We start from the raw sequence: 19,349 nt of genomic DNA, 5'->3' as shown, positions 1-19,349 counted from the left end.
TACTTAATAATCAAAAAGAGCAGCTCATTAGCTGCTCTTTTTATTTCTATGAATAATAAATTCTGTTACTTAACCGACCATTGCGACAATGAACGTTTAAAGTCTTCATAACCAAATTCATTCAGCATCTGAACCTCACCATTGCTGCGCTCGCAATAGATTGATGGCATTTTAAGGCCATTGAACCAGTTCAGTTTCACCATGGTGTAACCCGCACTGTCCAACAGATGCAGCTTTTGACCAATGTTCAGTGGCTCGTCAAAGCTTGCTTCACAGAACTGGTCGCCTGCAAGGCACGAACATGAACCAATCACATAATCATGGCTACCACTTTCAGACGCTTCTAATACTGATGCTGGCTCGTTATAGATAAGCGTATCAAGACGGTGTGCCTCAGTAGCTGAATCCACAATCGCCGTTTTTTTACCATTCTCAACAATATCCACAACGGTAACCACGAGATCCGTTGTTTTGGTGATAATCGCTTCACCTGGCTCAAGATACAGTTGTACACCATGACGCTCTGCAAACTCTTTTAATGCTAAGCCTAACGTATCTATATCGTAGTCTGGCCACGTGAAGAAAACACCACCACCTAAACTCACCCACTCTAGCTCATCAAGGTATTTTCCGAATTGAAGCGAGATAGAGTCAAGTAACCCTTTGAATGCAGTAACACTTTTATTCTCACAGTTCATATGGAACATGACACCATTCAGTGAGTCAAAAACGGCAGGATTGATTTGATCTGCCTGGACGCCTAAACGTGAAAACTGACGCGCAGGATTGGCTAGATCTTGTCCTGCATAGCTCACTCCCGGATTTAAACGCAGCCCAATTGATGCTTTGTCTTCTACAATATGACGGTACGCAGCCAATTGGCTCTGGGAATTAAAGATCATTTTATCGCAAATATCAGCGACTTCACGCACGTCATCTTCACTGTAGCCCACACTATAAGCATGAGTTTCTCCACCAAAGGTCTCATGTCCAAGCTTCACTTCATATGGACCGCTACTGGTTGTCCCATCAAGATAGGGTTTGATAAGATCAAACACGCCCCACGTAGAAAAGCATTTCAAAGCCAATACTAACTTAACGCCTGAAATATCTTTCAAGTACTTCGCTTTTTCCAAATTTGCAACTAGCTTACTCTCATCAATCATAAAGTAAGGGGTTTTCAATTCACTCTTCTGCATCTTTATATCACTATTTAAATCGAACAAAGCCGATGTTCAACATCGGCTTGGAAGCAAATAATCTCTCAGTGATTATTTAAGAATATTGATATGCGGCTGACCGGGCTCTAGCTCTTGAACATGCCAATCTAGACCGATTTCAGGCATTGTTGCTAGGAACGGGTCTGGGTTTAGCTGTTCCATGTTGAACACGCCTTTGTCAGCCCATTCGCCACGGAAGAATTGCAGTGCTGCCGTGATCGCTGGTACACCAGTCGTGTATGAAATCGCTTGGTGCTCTACATCTTCATAAGCCACTTCGTGGTCTGCATTATTGTAGATGAACACACTACGCTCTTTGCCATCTTTCTTACCTTGAACCCACGTACCGATACACGTTAAGCCAGTGTATCCCGGAGCAAGTGAGGTTGGGTCTGGCAGTAGCGCTTTAAGTACATGCAGAGGTTGAACAACCGTACCATCATGCAAAGTCAGTGGATCTGGGCTCAATAAGCCAATGTCACGCATGCAATTGAAGTAGTTCAGGTATTTGTCGCCGAATCCCATCCAAAACTCAATACGTTTAGCTGGGATAAACTCTTGCATCGAGCGGACTTCATCATGTGCCATTGAGTACACTTTATGGCTACCACAATTAGGGAAATCAAATTCCAACATACGAGTGTGGCAAGGGACTTGCTTCCACTCTTCGTTTTCCCAGTAGAAAGAGTCGCCCTGGATCTCTAACATGTTGGTTTCAGGATCAAAGTTTGTCGCAAACTTCTTACCGTGATCGCCATTGTTAACATCCATGACATCGATGGTGTCAATTTCATCGAACAAATGCTTAACCGCATAAGCAGCAAAAACACTCACAACACCAGGATCAAAGCCTGCACCTAAAATGCCAGTAATACCCGCTTTTTCGAACTTCTCACGGAAGCCCCACTGCCAATCATAAGCTTGAGGAACTTGTTGCCCTTCAGAACAAAGATCCACCGCCACTGAAGTATCTAAATATGACACCTTAGCCTGCAAACACGCTTCCATGATGGTGATATTAACCCACGGAGGGCCAGCGTTGATAACCAAATCTGGTTGTACTTCTTTAATTAATGCCACTAACGCTTCAACATCATCCGCATCGACTGCTCGAGCTTCTAATTTTTTCGATGGATCTTTGAGATTGTTTTTACCCTTGATTGATTCAATGATTTTCTCACACTTCGAAATGGTGCGTGATGCAATCGTGATATCACCAAGTACTTCATTATTTTGTGCCGCTTTGTGTGCAACAACCCAACCAACGCCACCTGCGCCAATTTGTAAAATAGACATTATTTATTTCCTTTTTCTACTAACTCAATGGCTAGTGTTTTAATTTTTGTAAGAAGTGAATCAAAATCTGATAGCGCAAGGCACGGATTCAAAATGGTAAATTTGAGCGCTGAATGCCCATCAACCACCGTTTCGCCCAACACTGCAACCCCTTTAGTTAGAGCCTCAAGTCTTAGATTTTTATTTAGCTGATTCAGATCTATGCAGTTCTTCGGTGTACTACGGAAAAGTACCGTGGAGAGAGAAGGCTCCGCGAGCAATTCAAAATCACTGCTGCCTCGCACTAAATCTGCAACGTCTAGCGTTTGCGCTAATAGATGATCGTACATTTGACCTAAAACTTGTGGCCCAACGTTTTGCATCGTCATGAAGACTTTTAGCGCATCGAATCTTTTCGTTGTCGCAATGGATTTATCGACTAAATTAGGTAATTCATCATGCTCACGATTTAGGTAATCAGCGTGATGAAGCAGATATTTAAAATTCGCTTTATCTTTAATTAACACTGCTCCACAACTGATGGTTTGGAAGAACAGTTTATGGAAATCAACACTGACTGAATCAGCACGTTCAATGCCAGATAAACGAGTTTTTGAACCGCTAAGGATCAGTGCGCCGCCGTAAGCACTATCAACATGAAACCAAATTGAGTGCTGCTGCGCGATATCTGCAAGAGTGCTGAGATCATCAATCGCACCGTGGTCGGTGGTTCCCGCTGTTCCCACTAAAGCAAACGGGATCAGCCCTTCAGATTTAAGCTCTTCTATCGTGTCGATGAGTGCTTCTGTTTTAATCGTGCCGTTAGGATGCGTATCCACACACGCCACTGACTTTTCTCCGAGACCTAATAACGATGCGGATTTCTGAACAGTAAAATGCGACTTGTTGGAACACAAAATACGTAACTTAGACGCATATTCAGGTAGTCCCAACTTTTGAATCGAGTGCTGATCGAACTTATCGGCAATCCAATCTCGGGCTAATAGAAGCCCCATAAGGTTGCTCTGAGTGCCACCACTGGTGAAAACCCCATCGGCTTTCTCACCTAAATCGAATTTATCACACACCCAATCTACAACGCGTTGCTCAACATATGTTGCTGAAGAAGCTTGATCCCAAGAGTCCATTGATTGATTCAATGCGGCGATGATCGACTCAGCGGCAACAGATGAAAGTAAAGGCGGCGTATGTAGATGAGCGATGCAATCTGGGTGCTGAACGAATATTGAGTTTTTTGCCACAAGCTCGGCTGTGTCATCAATCACGTCTGCGAGTACTGCATTCTTGCTGTCCAAATTGACGTTATTGATTGCAGTTTCAAGAGCAAGAGGGTCCATTGCCGAATAGGGTGTTTCTACTTGCTCAAACACGGATTTCATCGCTTGAGTGGTATGATTCATTACCGTTGCAAATTCTTGGCTACCAAATTCACCGGTGTGAATGAAGTGCTTTTTCCATGCTAGGTTTTCAGGCGTATTTGTCACCCCACCGCCTGATGCAATGATCGCCTCTTCTATTACTTTTAATGCAAAGTCGATCTGCTCAAACGAAATAATCAACGGCGGCAAGAAACGAATTACCGATCCATCACGTCCGCCTTTTTCGATCATCAACCCACGCTCTAATGCCGCACGTTGAATCGCAAGCGTTAAGTCGCCATCTGAAGCAGGCTCACCAAATTTATTACGCTCGCCTGATGGCTGAACAATTTCGAGCCCGAGCATTAAACCTTTTCCGCGAACTTCACCGATGCAATTAACCTTGCTCTGAATTTTTTCAAGCCCTGAGCGTAAGTACTGCCCTGCAATGTTAGCGTGTTCGACAAGGTTATCTCGCTCAATGATCTCTAGTGCTTTAGCACCAGACACCATAGCTAATTGATTACCACGGAATGTTCCAGTATGTTCACCCGCTTTCCAGGTATCGATCTCTTTGCTAAACACTAAGAGAGACATTGGTAAACCGCCACCAATGGCTTTCGATAAGCAGAGTATATCTGGCGTAATTCCCGCCTCTTCAAATGCAAAGCGATGACCAGTTTTACCTACACCACATTGGATCTCATCTAAGATAAGTAAAATTCCATGCTCAAGAGTAATTCGACGTAACTCTTTAAGCCAGAATGCAGGGGCAGGAATAACACCGCCTTCACCTTGAACTGGCTCAACAATGATCGCCGCCGGTTTCATGATACCCGCTTCATCATCATTCAATAATCGTTCAATGTATCGAATGCTCTGCTTGGCACCTTCATCGCCGCCAATACCAAAAGGACAGCGCAAATTATATGGGAATGGCATAAAGTGAACGTCAGACATTAAACCTGTTCTACGCGCTTTGGTGCCTAAGTTCCCCATCAGTCCCATGGTTCCGTTAGTCATCCCATGATAGGCACCACGGAATGCAAACATGGTATTACGACCTGTTGTTTGCTTAGCGAGTTTAATGGCAGCTTCCACAGCATCGGCCCCTGAGGGACCACAAAACTGAATCGATGAATTATGTGAAAAATCTTGAGGTAGAAATGCTTTCACCTGTTTGATGAAATGATTTTTAACCTCAGTAGTAATATCTAAAGTTTGATACGGTAATCCGGAGTCAAGCTGAGATTTCAGTGCTTGATTGATCTCCGGGTGATTATAACCAAGAGCCAAGGTTCCAGCTCCGGCAAGACAATCTAAATAAATTTGACCGCGCGTATCTTCAACCAATGCACCAAATGCACGCTTGATTGCAATAGGCAGACGACGAGGATAAGAACGGACTTCTGATTCATGCTCAGCCTGGTCCAGCAACGCTTGGTCAAGCGTAAGATCATATAGTCCGTCAGTCACCGGGACTTGAATAGAAACTAAGGCATCAACACTCGATGCGTTGATATCAAAAACTGTACTCATACAAATACCTAAATATATAAGCCCTAAATTACGTTTATATTAGTGTGTAATAATAATTTTAGGGTAGCTAAAGCGCCGGATCTGCATATTGCGGATTCGGGAAAACGGTCATTCAACGATGACGAATTTAAACTTCAGGCGATCAAGGTTCTGTAATGATGCTACAGGTTGGAAGTATAAAGCTGATTTTTAAAAGCAGTTTAATTGAGTTCAATGTTGGGTTTCCCATTAACATGATGCATCGCACCATTAGTATCCCGTCTATTAGTTAAAAGGCTTAACTAATACCTACCCTACGCAGTTTCACAATCAGCAGAATGCTCACTACGCGTCTCCCCCAGATTCATTCCGAGATTGGGCGGAAAAGTAACATAAACAATAATGCGATTGCAATTTTTTAATGACAAGGTTGTTAAAACCAACATTCTTTGGACAAATAAAGAGCAGATCATCTTTAGAATAAATTCTTAACCTGTTACGACAGCGGAAAAAAACGGGGATTTCTATCAGGGCAATTTACTTTCTGTCTAATTAATGAGAGCGACACACAAGACCCCTCTCTTCAAAACATTAGGCGTGACCTCACCCTGGGTAAGGTTGCGCACCCAATCTATTTATTTCAGACGAAAAAAAGCCCAATCATTTCTGATCGGGCTTCTTCAATTTGGAGCGATACATCGGGTTCGAACCGATGACCTCAACCTTGGCAAGGTTGCGCTCTACCAACTGAGCTAGTATCGCATTGCTGCATTCATAGAATGCAGACTTTTATAGATGGTGCCCCGGGCCGGACTTGAACCGGCACAGCGCGAACGCCGAGGGATTTTAAATCCCTTGTGTCTACCAATTCCACCACCAGGGCACGCAATTCTTTATTGCGATGCTCCTAACCAGTAACTCAATGAAGAGTGGTTAGACACCATCTTATGTATCGTCGCCATAACGCTACATTCAAATTTGGAGCGATACATCGGGTTCGAACCGATGACCTCAACCTTGGCAAGGTTGCGCTCTACCAACTGAGCTAGTATCGCATTTCATTCTTCTTTAAAAGAGAGAATGGAGGCGCCTCCCGGAGTCGAACCGAGGTCCACGGATTTGCAATCCGCTGCATAGCCACTCTGCCAAGGCGCCTTTATCACCGTTAAGTTGCTCACTTATTTCGTTGAGCTCCTCTTGGGTACGGGATGCATTTTACGGATTAGAGCAGTTGAGTCAACACTATTTTTTCTATTTTCAGACTGTTTGGCTACTAAACATTCAAAACGTGCCAAATTGGTCAGTTTAGTAGCAACTAAACCTCCATATTGGAGAAGACAACTGCTAGCAACTTAGAAAATGAGAGTAAGAAAGTGCATTCTCCTACTCAATCACAGAAGTCATCACCTTAAAACCAATAGACTAAAACAAAAAAAGCGAACCCCATTGGTTCGCTTTTTTTGTTTTAATTCTTAATGATGCTGCTCATCAAGCAAATCATCTTTTGCAGCGGCCAAATATTGAACCATTGACCAGTAGGTTAAGATGGTCGCAATGTAAAGTGCACCATATCCTACCCAAATCATCCAATCATCATAGCGCCAGATAAGCACCCAAAGCGCAAACATTTGAGAAACGGTTTTAACTTTACCTACCCACGAAACGGCAACACTTGCTCGTTTACCGATTTCCGCCATCCATTCTCTTAAAGCAGAGATGATAATTTCACGGCCAATCATAGTTACCGCTGGAATTGTCACCCATATTGAATGGTAGTGCTCAGTCACTAATATCAATGCCGTTGCGACTAAGACCTTATCTGCCACAGGGTCAATGAATGCCCCGAAACGAGAAGTTTGGCCTAATTTTCGCGCTAGCATACCATCTAACCAATCGGTAAAACCCGCAACCCAAAACACCATTGCCGCAGCAAATGGAGCCCATGAATACGGTAGATAGAAAACTACGACAAAGACAGGGATGAGAAATAATCTCAATAACGACAAAATGTTAGGTATATTAAAACGCATATTATTAGGCTCTTATCAATTGCGCCTTCATGTTGCGGGATTTTTGCTATTGTTTCAATGCTTGATAAATAATTTCTGCCAAAGAAATACTAATACCGGGCACTTTGGCTATTTCTTCAACAGTAGCACGTTTTAATTCTTGCAATCCGCCCATGTTCTTTAGTAAGGCTTGTCTGCGTTTCGGACCGACACCTTCGATCCCCTCTAAAGGGCTCGTGCGACGCGTTTTGCCACGTTTAGCTCTATGCCCAGCAATCGCATGATTATGGCTTTCATCTCGAATATGCTGGATGAGGTGAAGTGCAGGCGCATCACTTGGTAAATTAAACTCTTCACCATCGGTAGTAATCAAGGTTTCAAGCCCGGGTTTACGAGTAACGCCTTTAGCAATACCAATCATGATTGGGCGTTTTGGCCAATCTTCCCAATGTTTGGAAATTATCTCTAGTGACCGATTCAGTTGCCCTTTGCCACCATCGATGAAAATCACATCAGGTATTTTATCTACATCCAGTTGTTTGGAGTAACGGCGCTCTAGAACTTGACCCATTGCCGCGTAATCATCACCACCTGTAATTCCGGTAATATTATAGCGGCGATACTCCTGCTTCACGGGGCCTTCATGATTGAAGACAACACATGACGCAATCGTACTTTCACCCATAGTATGACTAATGTCGAAACATTCCATTCTGCGAATTGATTCAACCGCCAACACATCTTGAAGCTCTTTGAAGCGCTGGTTGACCGTCATCTTATGATTTATTTTGGTCGTGATCGCGGTTAATGCATTGGTGTTAGCAAGTTTAAGGTACTGGCTTCGACTTTTCGTTGGGTTCGTCTGAAAAGTAATTTTCCGCCCAGCAACATCGCTTAAGGCATCTTGGAGAGCGTTCGTCTCTTCAACTAAGCCCGCACTTAATATTATTCGGGTCGGTATAGTTCGCGATTCGTTATGTGCCAAATAATATTGACTGAGGAAACTATAAAAGACCTCTTCCGAGGTTGTCTTGCTGGGTATTTTTGGAAAATGGCTACGACTACCCAGGATCTTACCCTGTCGGATCATCAAAATATGGATGCATGCAATGCCATTCTCTTGAGCAAAACCGAGTACATCCATGTCGTCCATACTGTCTTCAGAGACAAATTGCTGCTCTTGAACTCGTCGAATTGCCTGAATCTGATCTCTGAACCCTGCGGCCTCTTCGAATTTGAGTTGCTGGCTCGCCTTATCCATCTTGTCGATCAAGGTTTCAAGTACTTGCTTATCTTTGCCTTTCAAGAACAGACGAACATACCCCACCAGCTCGGCATAATCTTCATCGGATATGATGCTTTTCACACATGGTGCGGCACAACGTCCAATTTGGTACATCAAGCACGGACGGGTACGATTACCATAAACCGTATCTTCACATTGTCTAACTGGGAATATTTTTTGAATTAAATGAAGTGTTTCTCGAACCGCACCAGAGTCAGGATAAGGGCCAAAGTATTCGCCTTTGCGCTTTTTCGTTCCTCGGTGCATTGATAACCGTGGATGCTTATGTCCGCTGATAAAGATGTATGGGTAAGACTTATCATCTCTCAATAAAACATTGTACTTAGGCAAATACTGCTTAATGTAGTTATGTTCTAAGATCAGAGCTTCTGTCTCAGTATGTGTCACTGTGACATCAACTTTATCGATATTACTTACTAGAGCGCGCGTTTTTTCACTATCTACTCTTTTGCGGAAATAACTAGAAAGGCGTTTTTGGAGGTCTTTGGCTTTTCCAACATATATCACAACAGCATCGGCGTTATACATACGATAAACGCCGGGCTGATGTGTGACTGTTTTTAGAAAAGCTACCGAGTCAAACGATGATGTCACTACAAGGTCTCGGTGTCTAAAATTCCATGTCGAATAGCCAAATGCGTCAACTCGACATCACCACCTATATCTAACTTGCTAAACAAGCGGTAACGGTAGCTATTGACTGTTTTTGGACTTAAATTTAATTGTTCTGAAATATCCGTGACTTTCTGTCCTTTGGTGATCATCATCATGATTTGAAGTTCACGTTCAGAAAGATCTTTAAATGGATTCTCAGACGCAGGCGAAAATTGACTTAATGCCATTTGCTGCGCAATCTCTGGGGAAATATATCGCTGTCCGGTATGGACTACACGAATAGCATTCACCATTTCGTCAGGACCTGCTCCTTTGGTTAGATAACCGGCAGCTCCTGCTTGCATCACTTTAGTTGGAAACGGATTCTCCGTATGAACCGTCAAAACAATGATTCTAACATCTGGATTGTATCGCAAGATTTTTTTGGTCGCTTCAAGCCCACCAATACCCGGCATATTCATATCCATCAAAATAACGTCGGTATTATTACTCCGACACCATTTTACTGCATCTTCACCGCTTTCAGCTTCCCCTGCTACGTTCATTCCACGGACGTCTTCTATAATACGTCGTATCCCTGTGCGAACCAGCTCGTGATCATCTACAAGGAAAACATTTATCAAACTTGTATCTCCACACTTGTCTATTGGTTCTGCATCCCCAAAATATGGGAAGCAGCATGGTTGCTTATAGTAACGCATTTCGTATAAAAATGCTTATCAAGAATATGTGCCCAAACTCAAACTTTAGCAAGAACTTATTTTATAAGAGCAATAAATCATCATTAAAGTTCTTATAGATCACTAAGTTAAAGTATTACCTAAGCAACCAAAACGATTGTAATCAACTTGTTACATGTGCAACTAACAACTTAAATCACTCTGTTGAATATTAACTTTTGTGTATATTTATCCACCGCATTTATTTAATACTCTCATTACAACTCCCAATCTTCTTTTATTCTTACTGAGGTTTGTTATTATCTCATCACTATTTTTTTGAGTGTCTATTTTGAATACTGAACAGGGGTTTATTCTTACCCGCCAAGCCAGAGATACATCTGGTGCAACTCAAATTGACTTATGGCTCAGCACGCCTAACGGGCCTACGCTATTAACGATACCTCAAGAAAAACCCATTTTCTTTATTCAACAATCCACTCTTTCTCAGTGTCAAACCATCGCGCAGCAAGAGTCGGTTAATGTCCAGTTTAAACCTTTACCTTTAGCTTCTTTTGAGCAGCATTCACTTACTGGCTGTTATTTCAATACGAGTAAAGACGCCAATAAATTTTCAGCGACGTTGGCATTAAATGACATCACCACATATGAGGCCGATATTAAACTCGCCGACAGGTATTTAATGGAGCGATTCATTAAAGGCGGTGTTGAATTCACAGGGCGACAAAAACAGAAGCAATCGTATCGACATATCGAGCAAGCAAAATGCAGAGCGACCGATTACATACCGTCACTTTCTGTCGTATCAATTGATATCGAATGTTCCGAAAAAGGGATTCTTTACTCTATAGGGTTAGATAGCCCGATGGACAGCCGAGTCATTATGATCGGACCTTCGCAACCCAGTGAGACACAGATCCAATGGGTCTCCGATGAGAGATCCCTGCTAATCGCAATGGTTGATTGGTTTCAACAATTTGATCCCGACATTATTATTGGGTGGAATGTTATTGATTTTGATTTCCGGCTTTTGCATAAGCGCGCTGAATGGCATCACTTAGCTTTAAAAATTGGTCGAGCAAAGCAATCCAGTTTCTTTCGAACCTCTAACCAAAGTCAGCAAGGTTTTATCACCATTCCAGGTAGAGTCGTCCTAGATGGTATTGATACCTTAAAAACCGCGACTTATCACTTTCGCTCTTGGTCGTTAGAATCTGTCTCAAGAGAGTTACTTGGTGAAGGCAAAGACATCCATAATGTTCATGACAGAATGGATGAAATCAATCGAATGTTCCGTGAAGATAAACCTTCACTCGCTCGTTATAACTTGCAAGATTGTGTACTCGTAAATCGAATATTTCAACATACGCATTTACTCGATTTTGCTATAGAAAGAACACGATTGACTGGCGTAGAACTTGACCGGATTGGCGGTTCTGTCGCGGCTTTCACCAATTTGTATCTCCCACAGATCCATCGCTCAGGTTATGTCGCCCCCAATTTAGCGCCTGAAAACTGGATTGCTAGCCCTGGCGGCTATGTTATGGACTCGATTCCACAGCTCTACGACTCTGTTCTGGTACTCGATTTCAAAAGTCTTTATCCCTCAATTATTCGTTCATTTCTGATTGACCCTATCGGTTTAATTGAAGGGCTGAAACAAGAGATAGGTAATGACGAAAAGGGATCAGTACCTGGCTTTAGAGGTGGTCAATTTCATCGGAAACAACATTTCTTGCCTAAGATGATCGAAGATCTATGGGCCGCTCGCGACATCGCAAAGAAGAATAATGAAAAAGCATTTTCACAAGCGATAAAAATCATCATGAACTCTTTCTATGGCGTTTTAGGATCTTCTGGTTGTCGCTTTTTTGATACTCGACTCGCCTCTTCAATCACGATGCGCGGTCATGAAATAATGAAACAGACCAAAGTGCTGATTGAGCAACGGGGTTATCAAGTGATCTATGGTGATACCGACTCCACCTTTGTCTCGCTAAACGGTCAATTATCACAGCAAGAAGCTGACAAGATTGGTCATCAATTAGTTGAAGAAATTAACGAGTGGTGGACTGCTCATCTAAGGGAGGAGTACAACCTCACGTCGATTTTAGAGATTGAATACGAAACCCATTACCGTAAGTTCCTCATGCCCACCATTCGGGGTTCAGAGACGGGCTCAAAGAAACGTTATGCAGGGCTGATTGGAGAAGGTGACAATGAGAAAATCATTTTTAAAGGATTAGAAAGTGCCAGAACGGATTGGACACCGCTTGCACAAAGATTTCAACAGCAACTCTACCAAATGGTTTTTCATGGTGAAGATCCAAGTGAATACGTCCGTCAATTTGTTGAACAGACCAAGGCAGGTCAATTCGATGATGAGCTAAGCTATCAAAAACGATTACGCAGAAAACTGCACGAATATCAGAAAAACGTGCCACCTCAAGTCAGAGCAGCGCGTATGGCAGATGAGATAAATGCGAAGCGCGGTCGTCCTCTTCAATATCAGAATAAGGGGCGAATCGAGTATGTCATCACCATCAACGGCCCTGAACCAAAAGAGTACCAGCAGAGCTTAATCGATTATCAACACTATGTAGACAAGCAGATTAAACCCGTTGCCGAAGCTATTCTTCCATTTATTGATATCGACTTTGAGCGACTCAATGCCGCTCAACTAGGACTATTTTAATAAAGAAGCACTACCCAATTCTAAACTCTGTTTTTTTATACTGTTTCGTCAACCAAACACCAAACCCGTCTAAGATCCCAATCACGGAGCGTTTCGGGATCAACTTTCCTGTGAGCAGTATATTTAATCGTTGAATTTCGACCTCTTTATCTGGATGGTAACGTAAGAACTCTTTCCCACATTCCGTTGGGTCATCAAACCAGCGTTTATCGCGATACATGATCAGCGAGTAACTTGCCCTCAGCAGCTTCTTAGCAATCGTAACTTGCGCGTGTATCTGCTCGTGTGCCGTGGCCGCTTTTGCGATCCTATGGCGATAGATCTCCAACCAATCATCTACATCCATATTCCAGTGTTTTGCAATTTCCCAGCTAGGTTCGAATTCACCATAACAATCTGACAGATCTTCTCCATAGATGCATACGCAGCAGTGCTTAAGCATAAAACCCCAAGTAAAAATATTATCTAGATCGACAATATCACTCACCAACGCTGTCTTAATGGAAACCTCAGTAAGTTGCGGAAAGCTTTTCTGAAAACGCCATTTAATAGTATTAAGCAGTGTCGTTCGGTTATCGTTAAATTCGCGATGAGTGATCACAACGACATCCAAGTTGGAGCGACCAACCTTTGCCGACTTTCTTGCAACACTACCGTAGAGATAAACACTGTGTAGGTTGGTTCCAAGCCCACCCTTGAGGAATTTCAAAAGATCAGTGATTGCCGGTTGGAATTCGGCCTGAAACGGCGAGCTTGGATTGATAACAGGTAATACCATCTTGATTATTTGTCTTTAAAAATGAAAAAGAATACACAAGGTTATGATCTACTAGCTGAATCAATCGATCAAGTTATTCCTTTTATAGTGCGTGGCTTGATATACTATGTCCCAAGCACTTTAAGCCTACCCAATGAAGGTTACACAATGACAGAACTAATTTCTTATGATGACGCTATCGATGTGGCATACGACATCTTCCTAGAAATGGCACCAGACAACCTAGAACCTGCGGATGTCATTCTATTCACTGCACAATTTGAAGACCGAGGCGCTGCTGAACTGGTAGAGACTGGAGACGACTGGGTACAAGAAGTTGGATTTGAAGTTGATAAAGAAGTTTACGCTGAAATTAGAATTGGCCTAGTCAATGAAGCTGACGATGTCCTAGACGATGTGTTTGCTCGTTTACTTATCAGCCGAGACCCAGACAACCGTTCTTGCCACGCCCTATGGAAACGCGACTAGTTCTTACCATTTTCGCTTCGTTTTCATTAGCGTAAAGATTAAGTCTGAGCCTACTTTTAACTACGGCACTCAGGCTTTTTTATTCTCTTTTACTTATCTTTAGCATTCGATTTCAATTATGACAAAAGCAACAAATGGCACCTTAGCTAAAGGCTACTCTTGCATTGGCCTGTTTAATCCTAAAACACCGGAAAACGTCGGTTCAGTCATGCGCGCTGCAGGCTGTTATGACGTAAATTCAGTATTCTACACGGGAACACGTTACGATCTCGCGAGACAATTTTGTACTGATACAAAAGAACAGCATTTAGATATTCCTCTTATCGGAGTTGAAAGCTTAAAAGATATTATTCCTTTGGGCTGTGTTCCTGTTGCGGTCGATTTAATCGAAGGGGCGAAACCTCTTCCTGACTACAAGCATCCACCTCGTGCCTTTTATATTTTTGGCCCTGAAGATGGAACACTGAAAAAAGAGATCACTGATTTTTGTCGCGAAACGATCTACGTACCGACCAATGGTTGCATGAACCTTGCGGCTGCGGTAAACGTAATCCTCTACGATCGAATGGCGAAAGGTGATAACTTTTCAAACCATAAGTGATCATAAGTTAGCGATAAATTGAAAAGCATCAATCTCATTATTGAGGTACAAAAAAACCTGCCATATTAAGCAGGTTTTTTTATTTAACTCATGAAACTCTAGATACGAGTTCTTGGTTTACTCGGCTTACTTGGACGGCCGTTATTCGGTTTTCTTGAACCCGGTTTCGGCTTAGCCTTGTTTGCAGAACCTGTCGGTGGTGCTCCAGCTTCATTTGTTGTCGTACCACGAGTATTCGGTTTTTGACGTTTCTGCTGATTACTGCGGCCTTTCGGTGCATTTGCACGCTCTTCGTGACGCTTAACTGCGCGACGAATTTTTTGACTACGAGAACGTTCACGCTGACGCGAAGTATTGTTCGCATCAAGATCAAGCATTGTCTCTTTCTCAGCAGGAAGTTCTACTAATGTTCTTAAGTAGTTAACTTCTGTTAGATCAAGCTCTTTCCAACCGCCACGAGGTAATTTCTTATCTAAGTAGATATCACCATAACGAACACGCTTAAGACGGCTTACCGTGGTATCTTGCGATTCCCACAAACGACGAACTTCACGGTTACGACCTTCGTTGATTGCTACATAGAAAGTGTGGTTCATACCTTCACCGCCAGCATAAACAACATCTTCGAAACGAGCCATACCATCTTCAAGCTTAACGCCGCGAACTACATTCTTAACTTTGTCTTCGTTGATTTCACCAAAAACACGAACCAAGTATTCACGCTCAACTTGACGGCTAGGGTGCATCAAACGGTTAGCAAGTTCACCATCCGTTGTAAAAAGTAGTAAACCAGAAGTGTTCGCATCAAGACGACCCACTGAAATCCAACGAGAACCACGGATTTTTGGCAAGCGATCAAATACGGTACGACGACCTTCAGGATCGTTACGTGTACACAACTCCCCTTCCGGTTTGTAATACGCAAGTACACGACATACAACTTCTTCCGAAGCTTTACCAGAAACAGTATGACCATCAATACGGATAACCGCACTTTCGTCTTCTAGGCGCTCACCTAGTTTAGCAACTTGACCATTAATACTAACACGACCCGCTTTAATCAAAGCTTCAAGTTCACGACGAGAACCGTGACCTGCGCGTGCTAGAACCTTCTGTATTTTTTCGCTCATTTATCTACTATCTACCTAATTGTCGTCTTCACAGACGTCGAATGAATATTTTTGCGATCGAATCGCGGTCGCGTATTATCGCAAATTCAATGAAAAAAAGCATCTGTTATTTCGACAAATGCAGATGCTCGTTATCAAATCAGTTTTATTCAAACGGTACCGTATCACCAGCACCAATACGTGAAATCGTGACATCGTCTTCACTAAAATCAACAACCGTAGTTGGTTGCTCACCTAAATAGCCACCATTTAAGATCACATCAACGGCATGCTCTAGACTGTCACGAATCTCTTCTGGATCGGATTCAGTATGGCTATTACCAGGAAGAATCAATGACGTAGACATTAAAGGTTCACCAAGAGCTTCAAGAAGATCTAAGGCAATTTGATTGTCAGGGATACGAATACCGATCGTCTTTCTTTTTGCATTCATCAAACGACGCGGCACTTCTTTAGTCCCTTTAAAAATAAAGGTGTATGGCCCCGGGGTATTGCTTTTCAATAAGCGGAACGCAGTATTATCGACTCGTGCATACAGTGAAATTTCAGAAAGATCACGACATAACAGCGTGAAGTTATGCTTGCTATCTAAACGACGAATTTGGCAAATACGCTCTAACGCTTGCTTGTTTTCTAACTGACAACCCAATGCGTAACCGGAATCGGTTGGATAGACCACAATCCCGCCATTACGAATGATTGCTACGGCTTGACTGATCAAGCGAGCCTGAGGGTTTTCAGGGTGTACGTAAAAAAACTGGCTCATTGTAATTCCTCATTATCGAGTCTCTCGACTCTATCTGTGTGGCGTACTTATTGTTCTAAAGGTTTTTCTTTCTCAATAAGAGCCCAATCTTGCCATACTGGCTCAACCCCAGAAGGGAGCCAGAGGTTTCTTCCTAACTCCATCCAAGGTGATGGATAGTGAAAGTCGCTGCCTTGGGAGGCTAATAGTTTGTATTGTATAGCATAATCCGCCAAGTTGCGCCTTTCTTGCTGAGCTTGTTGTGGTTGAGCAACTTCCATTGCATCCCCACCCGCTTCAACATAGGCGCTTAGTAAACGCTTAACCCACTTAGCAGTCAACCCATATCGCCCAGGGTGAGCCAATACAGCTTGCCCACCAGCAGCATGAATCGCTTCTACCGCATCCGTCATTGAACACCATGTCGGTGGCACATAACCTGGATTATTCCGCGTTAAAAATTTCTTGAACACTTGCTGCATTGTTTTGGCGTAGCCGTTATCGACTAACCATTTAGCAAAATGAGCACGCGTAACAGGAGCGTCTCCCGCAATAGCTTGCACCTCTTCAAGCACACCTTCACGTGTTGCCTTACTCAATCGCTCTGCAATTAACGCAGCACGTGAAACTCGATGCGCTTTTTGGCGCTCAATAAGCGCCGCAAGTTCCGCGGAATTAGGGTCAACATTCAATCCAACAATATGAATATCTTTATTTTGCCAAACCGTCGAAATTTCAATGCCATTAATCAATTGAATCGGTAGTTGGTTGTCTTCAATGTAACGATGCGCAACCGGCAAACCATCCAAAGTATCGTGATCTGTGATCGCCAACACTTCGATATTAAAACCCAAAGCGCGATCGATTAATTCGCTAGGTGAAAACCGACCATCAGAAGCGGTTGTGTGACTGTGTAGATCTATTCTCATTATTCATTACTTTTCGGCTTGACTTTTTACCTCCGCACTAGTTAACTAGTACGCAAATACACTAAATCATTTTTTGGGTTCACTATGTTACAAGAATTTAACCAAAACCATAAAGACAAACTTTCAGTTAATGCAACTGATCTTAGTTGGTGGCGCACTTGGACAAGTTCTTGGTGGGCTAACGTATACTTTTAATTAATAAAATCTATACATTTAGCCCGCTCAATGAGCGGGCTTTTTATTTTGCTGTACATCTCACACTCAACTGAACAATAAAACATCGATATCGGAAGATTGCAGATTGGGTGCGTTCTCGCTTTATGCGACTATGTAGGCAGGAAGAATTAATAAATATTACTCAAGGAGGTCTTGTGAACAAGGCCATTGAAATTAAGAAGCTAGGAAAAGTCGACGTCTTGCATACCTCTATTCCGTATGCTCAAGATCCAACTCGTCTATTCCATACATTATGTGAAAACAAAACCGACAGTCTTTTACTTGAGTCTGCTGAGATTGATTCAAAACAGAATCTTAAAAGCCTATTACTGATTGACGCAGCAGTTCGAATTGTCTGTCATGGGCACAAGGTTGTATTTAATGCCCTAACAGACAATGGGCGTAACCTAATTAAACACTTAGCGCGTAACATCCATCAACACATCTCATCCCAACTTGAAGAGAATACGCTTACTATTATCTACCAAGATGATAACGCTTCTGATGATTCAACGAATAACCTCTGCCTAGATGAGGACAGTCGCCTAAGAGAAGCGTCTTCATTTGATGCTCTGCGCTTAGTGCAACACAGTTTCAACTTAGAGAACCAAGACAAACATGCGATCTTCATTGGTGGTCTATTCGCTTATGATTTAGTCGCAAGCTTTGAACCTCTTGGCAATGCGAAAGCAACGAACCAGTGTCCAGACTATGTCTTCTACGTGGCTGAAACCTTGATGATCGTCGATCATCAAACAGAATCCTGCTCACTTCAAGCTAGTCTATTTGAATCTACTCAGGTAGAAAAATGTCAACTTGAGCAGCGCCTAGAGCAGATTAATCACCAATGCCAATCTCTAGCAAATCTACCTGCTGCTCAAACCGTTGAGTGCACAGATGCGGTTCCAAGCGTCAGTGATGAAGATTTTTGCCAAACCGTTCGTGATTTAAAAGAGTTTGTTGTGAAAGGTGATGTGTTCCAAGTTGTGCCTTCACGCCGTTTTACTCTCCCTTGCCCTTCTCCCCTTGCCGCATACAAAGCATTGAAAGAGAGTAATCCAAGCCCTTACATGTTCTATATGCAAGATGAGCTATTTACCCTTTTCGGGGCATCACCAGAAAGCGCATTGAAATACGAAACAGACACAAACCAAGTTGAGATCTACCCAATAGCCGGAACTCGTCGACGCGGAAAACATGCAAACGGCAGTATCAATTTTGACTTAGACAGCCGAATTGAACTTGAACTTCGCACAGACAAAAAAGAGAACGCTGAACACATGATGTTGGTCGATTTAGCTCGTAATGATGTAGCAAGAATCAGCGCCGCTGGCACTCGTCATGTTGCTGACTTACTCAAGGTAGACCGCTATAGCCACGTCATGCATCTCGTTTCTCGCGTGGTTGGGCAACTAAGAGAAGATCTTGACGCTCTTCATGCGTATCAAGCGTGCATGAACATGGGAACCCTGACTGGCGCACCTAAGATCAGAGCAATGCAATTGATTCGTGATGTCGAACAAGCTCGTCGAGGCAGTTACGGTGGTGCTGTAGGTTACTTAACCGGTGAAGGCGATTTAGATACCTGCATTGTGATTCGTTCGGCTTATGTTGAAAACGGAATGGCACAAGTTCAAGCGGGAGCTGGCGTGGTGTTTGATTCCGACCCACAAGCAGAAGCAGACGAAACTCGCGGCAAAGCTCAAGCTGTTATTTCTGCCATTCAAGATGCACACCGCAAACCAGAAGTCGCATCTAAAAACGCCCAACAGCAGGAGTCATAAG

Annotated in this window: 15 protein-coding genes, 4 tRNA genes and 1 other annotated feature; of the genes, 5 read left to right on the top strand and 14 right to left on the bottom strand. The window is 42.9% G+C overall.

Annotated elements, in window-relative coordinates; genetic code table 11:
* Positions 1-65 precede the first annotated feature (65 nt).
* The 10 genes from nspC to uvrY form a co-directional block, all read right to left on the bottom strand.
* A complete protein-coding gene (gene nspC, locus F0249_RS08825; protein ID WP_171756431.1) occupies positions 66-1,199 on the bottom strand; it encodes a carboxynorspermidine decarboxylase in 1,134 nt (377 codons plus the stop codon).
* Positions 1,200-1,271: 72 nt separating this feature from the next.
* Positions 1,272-2,516, bottom strand: a complete 1,245-nt coding sequence (locus tag F0249_RS08820) for a carboxynorspermidine synthase (RefSeq protein ID WP_017054570.1) — start codon at positions 2,514-2,516, stop codon at positions 1,272-1,274.
* The gene (locus F0249_RS08815; protein ID WP_171756430.1) at positions 2,516-5,413 is read right to left on the bottom strand and encodes a pyridoxal phosphate-dependent class III aminotransferase; all 2,898 of its coding nucleotides are present in this window, start codon (positions 5,411-5,413) and stop codon (positions 2,516-2,518) included. The genes F0249_RS08820 and F0249_RS08815 overlap by 1 nt, the downstream gene beginning before the upstream one ends.
* 665 nt (positions 5,414-6,078) lie before the next feature.
* A tRNA-Gly gene (locus F0249_RS08810) sits at positions 6,079-6,154 on the bottom strand.
* Positions 6,155-6,188: 34 nt separating this feature from the next.
* Positions 6,189-6,275, bottom strand: a tRNA-Leu gene (locus tag F0249_RS08805).
* A 96-nt stretch (positions 6,276-6,371) separates the two neighbouring features.
* A tRNA-Gly gene (locus F0249_RS08800) sits at positions 6,372-6,447 on the bottom strand.
* Between the two features lie 26 nt (positions 6,448-6,473).
* Positions 6,474-6,547: transfer RNA gene (locus F0249_RS08795), tRNA-Cys, on the bottom strand.
* A 317-nt stretch (positions 6,548-6,864) separates the two neighbouring features.
* A complete protein-coding gene (gene pgsA / locus F0249_RS08790; RefSeq protein ID WP_017052024.1) occupies positions 6,865-7,422 on the bottom strand; it encodes a CDP-diacylglycerol--glycerol-3-phosphate 3-phosphatidyltransferase in 558 nt (185 codons plus the stop codon).
* A 46-nt stretch (positions 7,423-7,468) separates the two neighbouring features.
* Positions 7,469-9,301 (bottom strand): excinuclease ABC subunit UvrC, encoded by a 1,833-nt coding sequence (uvrC, locus tag F0249_RS08785; RefSeq protein WP_171756429.1) that lies wholly within the window; start codon positions 9,299-9,301, stop codon positions 7,469-7,471.
* Positions 9,301-9,945: a UvrY/SirA/GacA family response regulator transcription factor gene (gene uvrY, locus F0249_RS08780; RefSeq protein ID WP_029203297.1), complete on the bottom strand. Its 645-nt coding sequence runs from the start codon at positions 9,943-9,945 to the stop codon at positions 9,301-9,303. Before uvrY ends, uvrC begins: the two co-directional genes overlap by 1 nt.
* 388 nt (positions 9,946-10,333) lie before the next feature.
* Between uvrY and F0249_RS08775 the strand changes: the two genes are divergently transcribed.
* Positions 10,334-12,697 carry a DNA polymerase II gene (locus tag F0249_RS08775; protein ID WP_171756428.1) on the top strand — a complete coding sequence of 788 codons (2,364 nt, stop codon included), beginning with the start codon at positions 10,334-10,336 and terminating at the stop codon, positions 12,695-12,697.
* A gap of 10 nt (positions 12,698-12,707) precedes the next feature.
* Here F0249_RS08775 and F0249_RS08770 read toward each other — a convergent pair whose 3' ends face one another.
* On the bottom strand, positions 12,708-13,475 hold the full coding sequence (locus F0249_RS08770) for a nucleotidyltransferase domain-containing protein (RefSeq protein ID WP_171756427.1): 768 nt from the start codon (positions 13,473-13,475) through the stop codon (positions 12,708-12,710).
* 147 nt (positions 13,476-13,622) lie between these two features.
* Here F0249_RS08770 and F0249_RS08765 point away from each other — a divergent pair, with 147 nt between their 5' ends.
* Positions 13,623-13,943, top strand: coding sequence for an HI1450 family dsDNA-mimic protein (locus tag F0249_RS08765; RefSeq protein ID WP_029203296.1), 321 nt, complete (start codon positions 13,623-13,625; stop codon positions 13,941-13,943).
* Between the two features lie 118 nt (positions 13,944-14,061).
* Complete coding sequence (locus F0249_RS08760) at positions 14,062-14,544, top strand: RNA methyltransferase (protein WP_017052018.1); 483 nt, start codon at positions 14,062-14,064, stop codon at positions 14,542-14,544.
* Between the two features lie 98 nt (positions 14,545-14,642).
* Here the strand turns inward: F0249_RS08760 and rluB are convergent, their stop codons facing one another.
* From rluB to F0249_RS08745, 3 genes are all read right to left on the bottom strand, one after another.
* The gene (gene rluB / locus F0249_RS08755; protein ID WP_113797375.1) at positions 14,643-15,674 is read right to left on the bottom strand and encodes a 23S rRNA pseudouridine(2605) synthase RluB; all 1,032 of its coding nucleotides are present in this window, start codon (positions 15,672-15,674) and stop codon (positions 14,643-14,645) included.
* Positions 15,675-15,819: 145 nt separating this feature from the next.
* Entirely contained in the window at positions 15,820-16,440 is a 621-nt protein-coding gene (locus tag F0249_RS08750; protein ID WP_017052016.1) for an L-threonylcarbamoyladenylate synthase, read from the bottom strand.
* A 47-nt stretch (positions 16,441-16,487) separates the two neighbouring features.
* On the bottom strand, positions 16,488-17,348 hold the full coding sequence (locus F0249_RS08745; protein WP_113797377.1) for a PHP domain-containing protein: 861 nt from the start codon (positions 17,346-17,348) through the stop codon (positions 16,488-16,490).
* 84 nt (positions 17,349-17,432) lie between these two features.
* On the opposite strand from F0249_RS08745, the gene F0249_RS08740 reads away from it, so the two are divergent.
* Both F0249_RS08740 and F0249_RS08735 read left to right on the top strand, forming a co-directional pair.
* Positions 17,433-17,543, top strand: coding sequence for a Trp operon leader peptide (locus F0249_RS08740; RefSeq protein ID WP_084654809.1), 111 nt, complete (start codon positions 17,433-17,435; stop codon positions 17,541-17,543).
* Positions 17,490-17,591 (top strand) — a sequence feature (Trp leader region). (Overlaps the previous gene by 54 nt.)
* A gap of 128 nt (positions 17,592-17,719) precedes the next feature.
* Positions 17,720-19,348, top strand: coding sequence for an anthranilate synthase component 1 (locus F0249_RS08735; RefSeq protein ID WP_171756426.1), 1,629 nt, complete (start codon positions 17,720-17,722; stop codon positions 19,346-19,348).
* Position 19,349 lies beyond the last annotated feature (1 nt).

The organism is Vibrio sp. 03-59-1 (assembly GCF_013114135.1).
In the GTDB taxonomy this organism is placed as follows: domain Bacteria; phylum Pseudomonadota; class Gammaproteobacteria; order Enterobacterales; family Vibrionaceae; genus Vibrio; species Vibrio cortegadensis.
The sequence above is the reverse complement of the archived record's forward strand: the minus strand, read 5'-3'. Positions and strand labels throughout refer to the sequence as shown.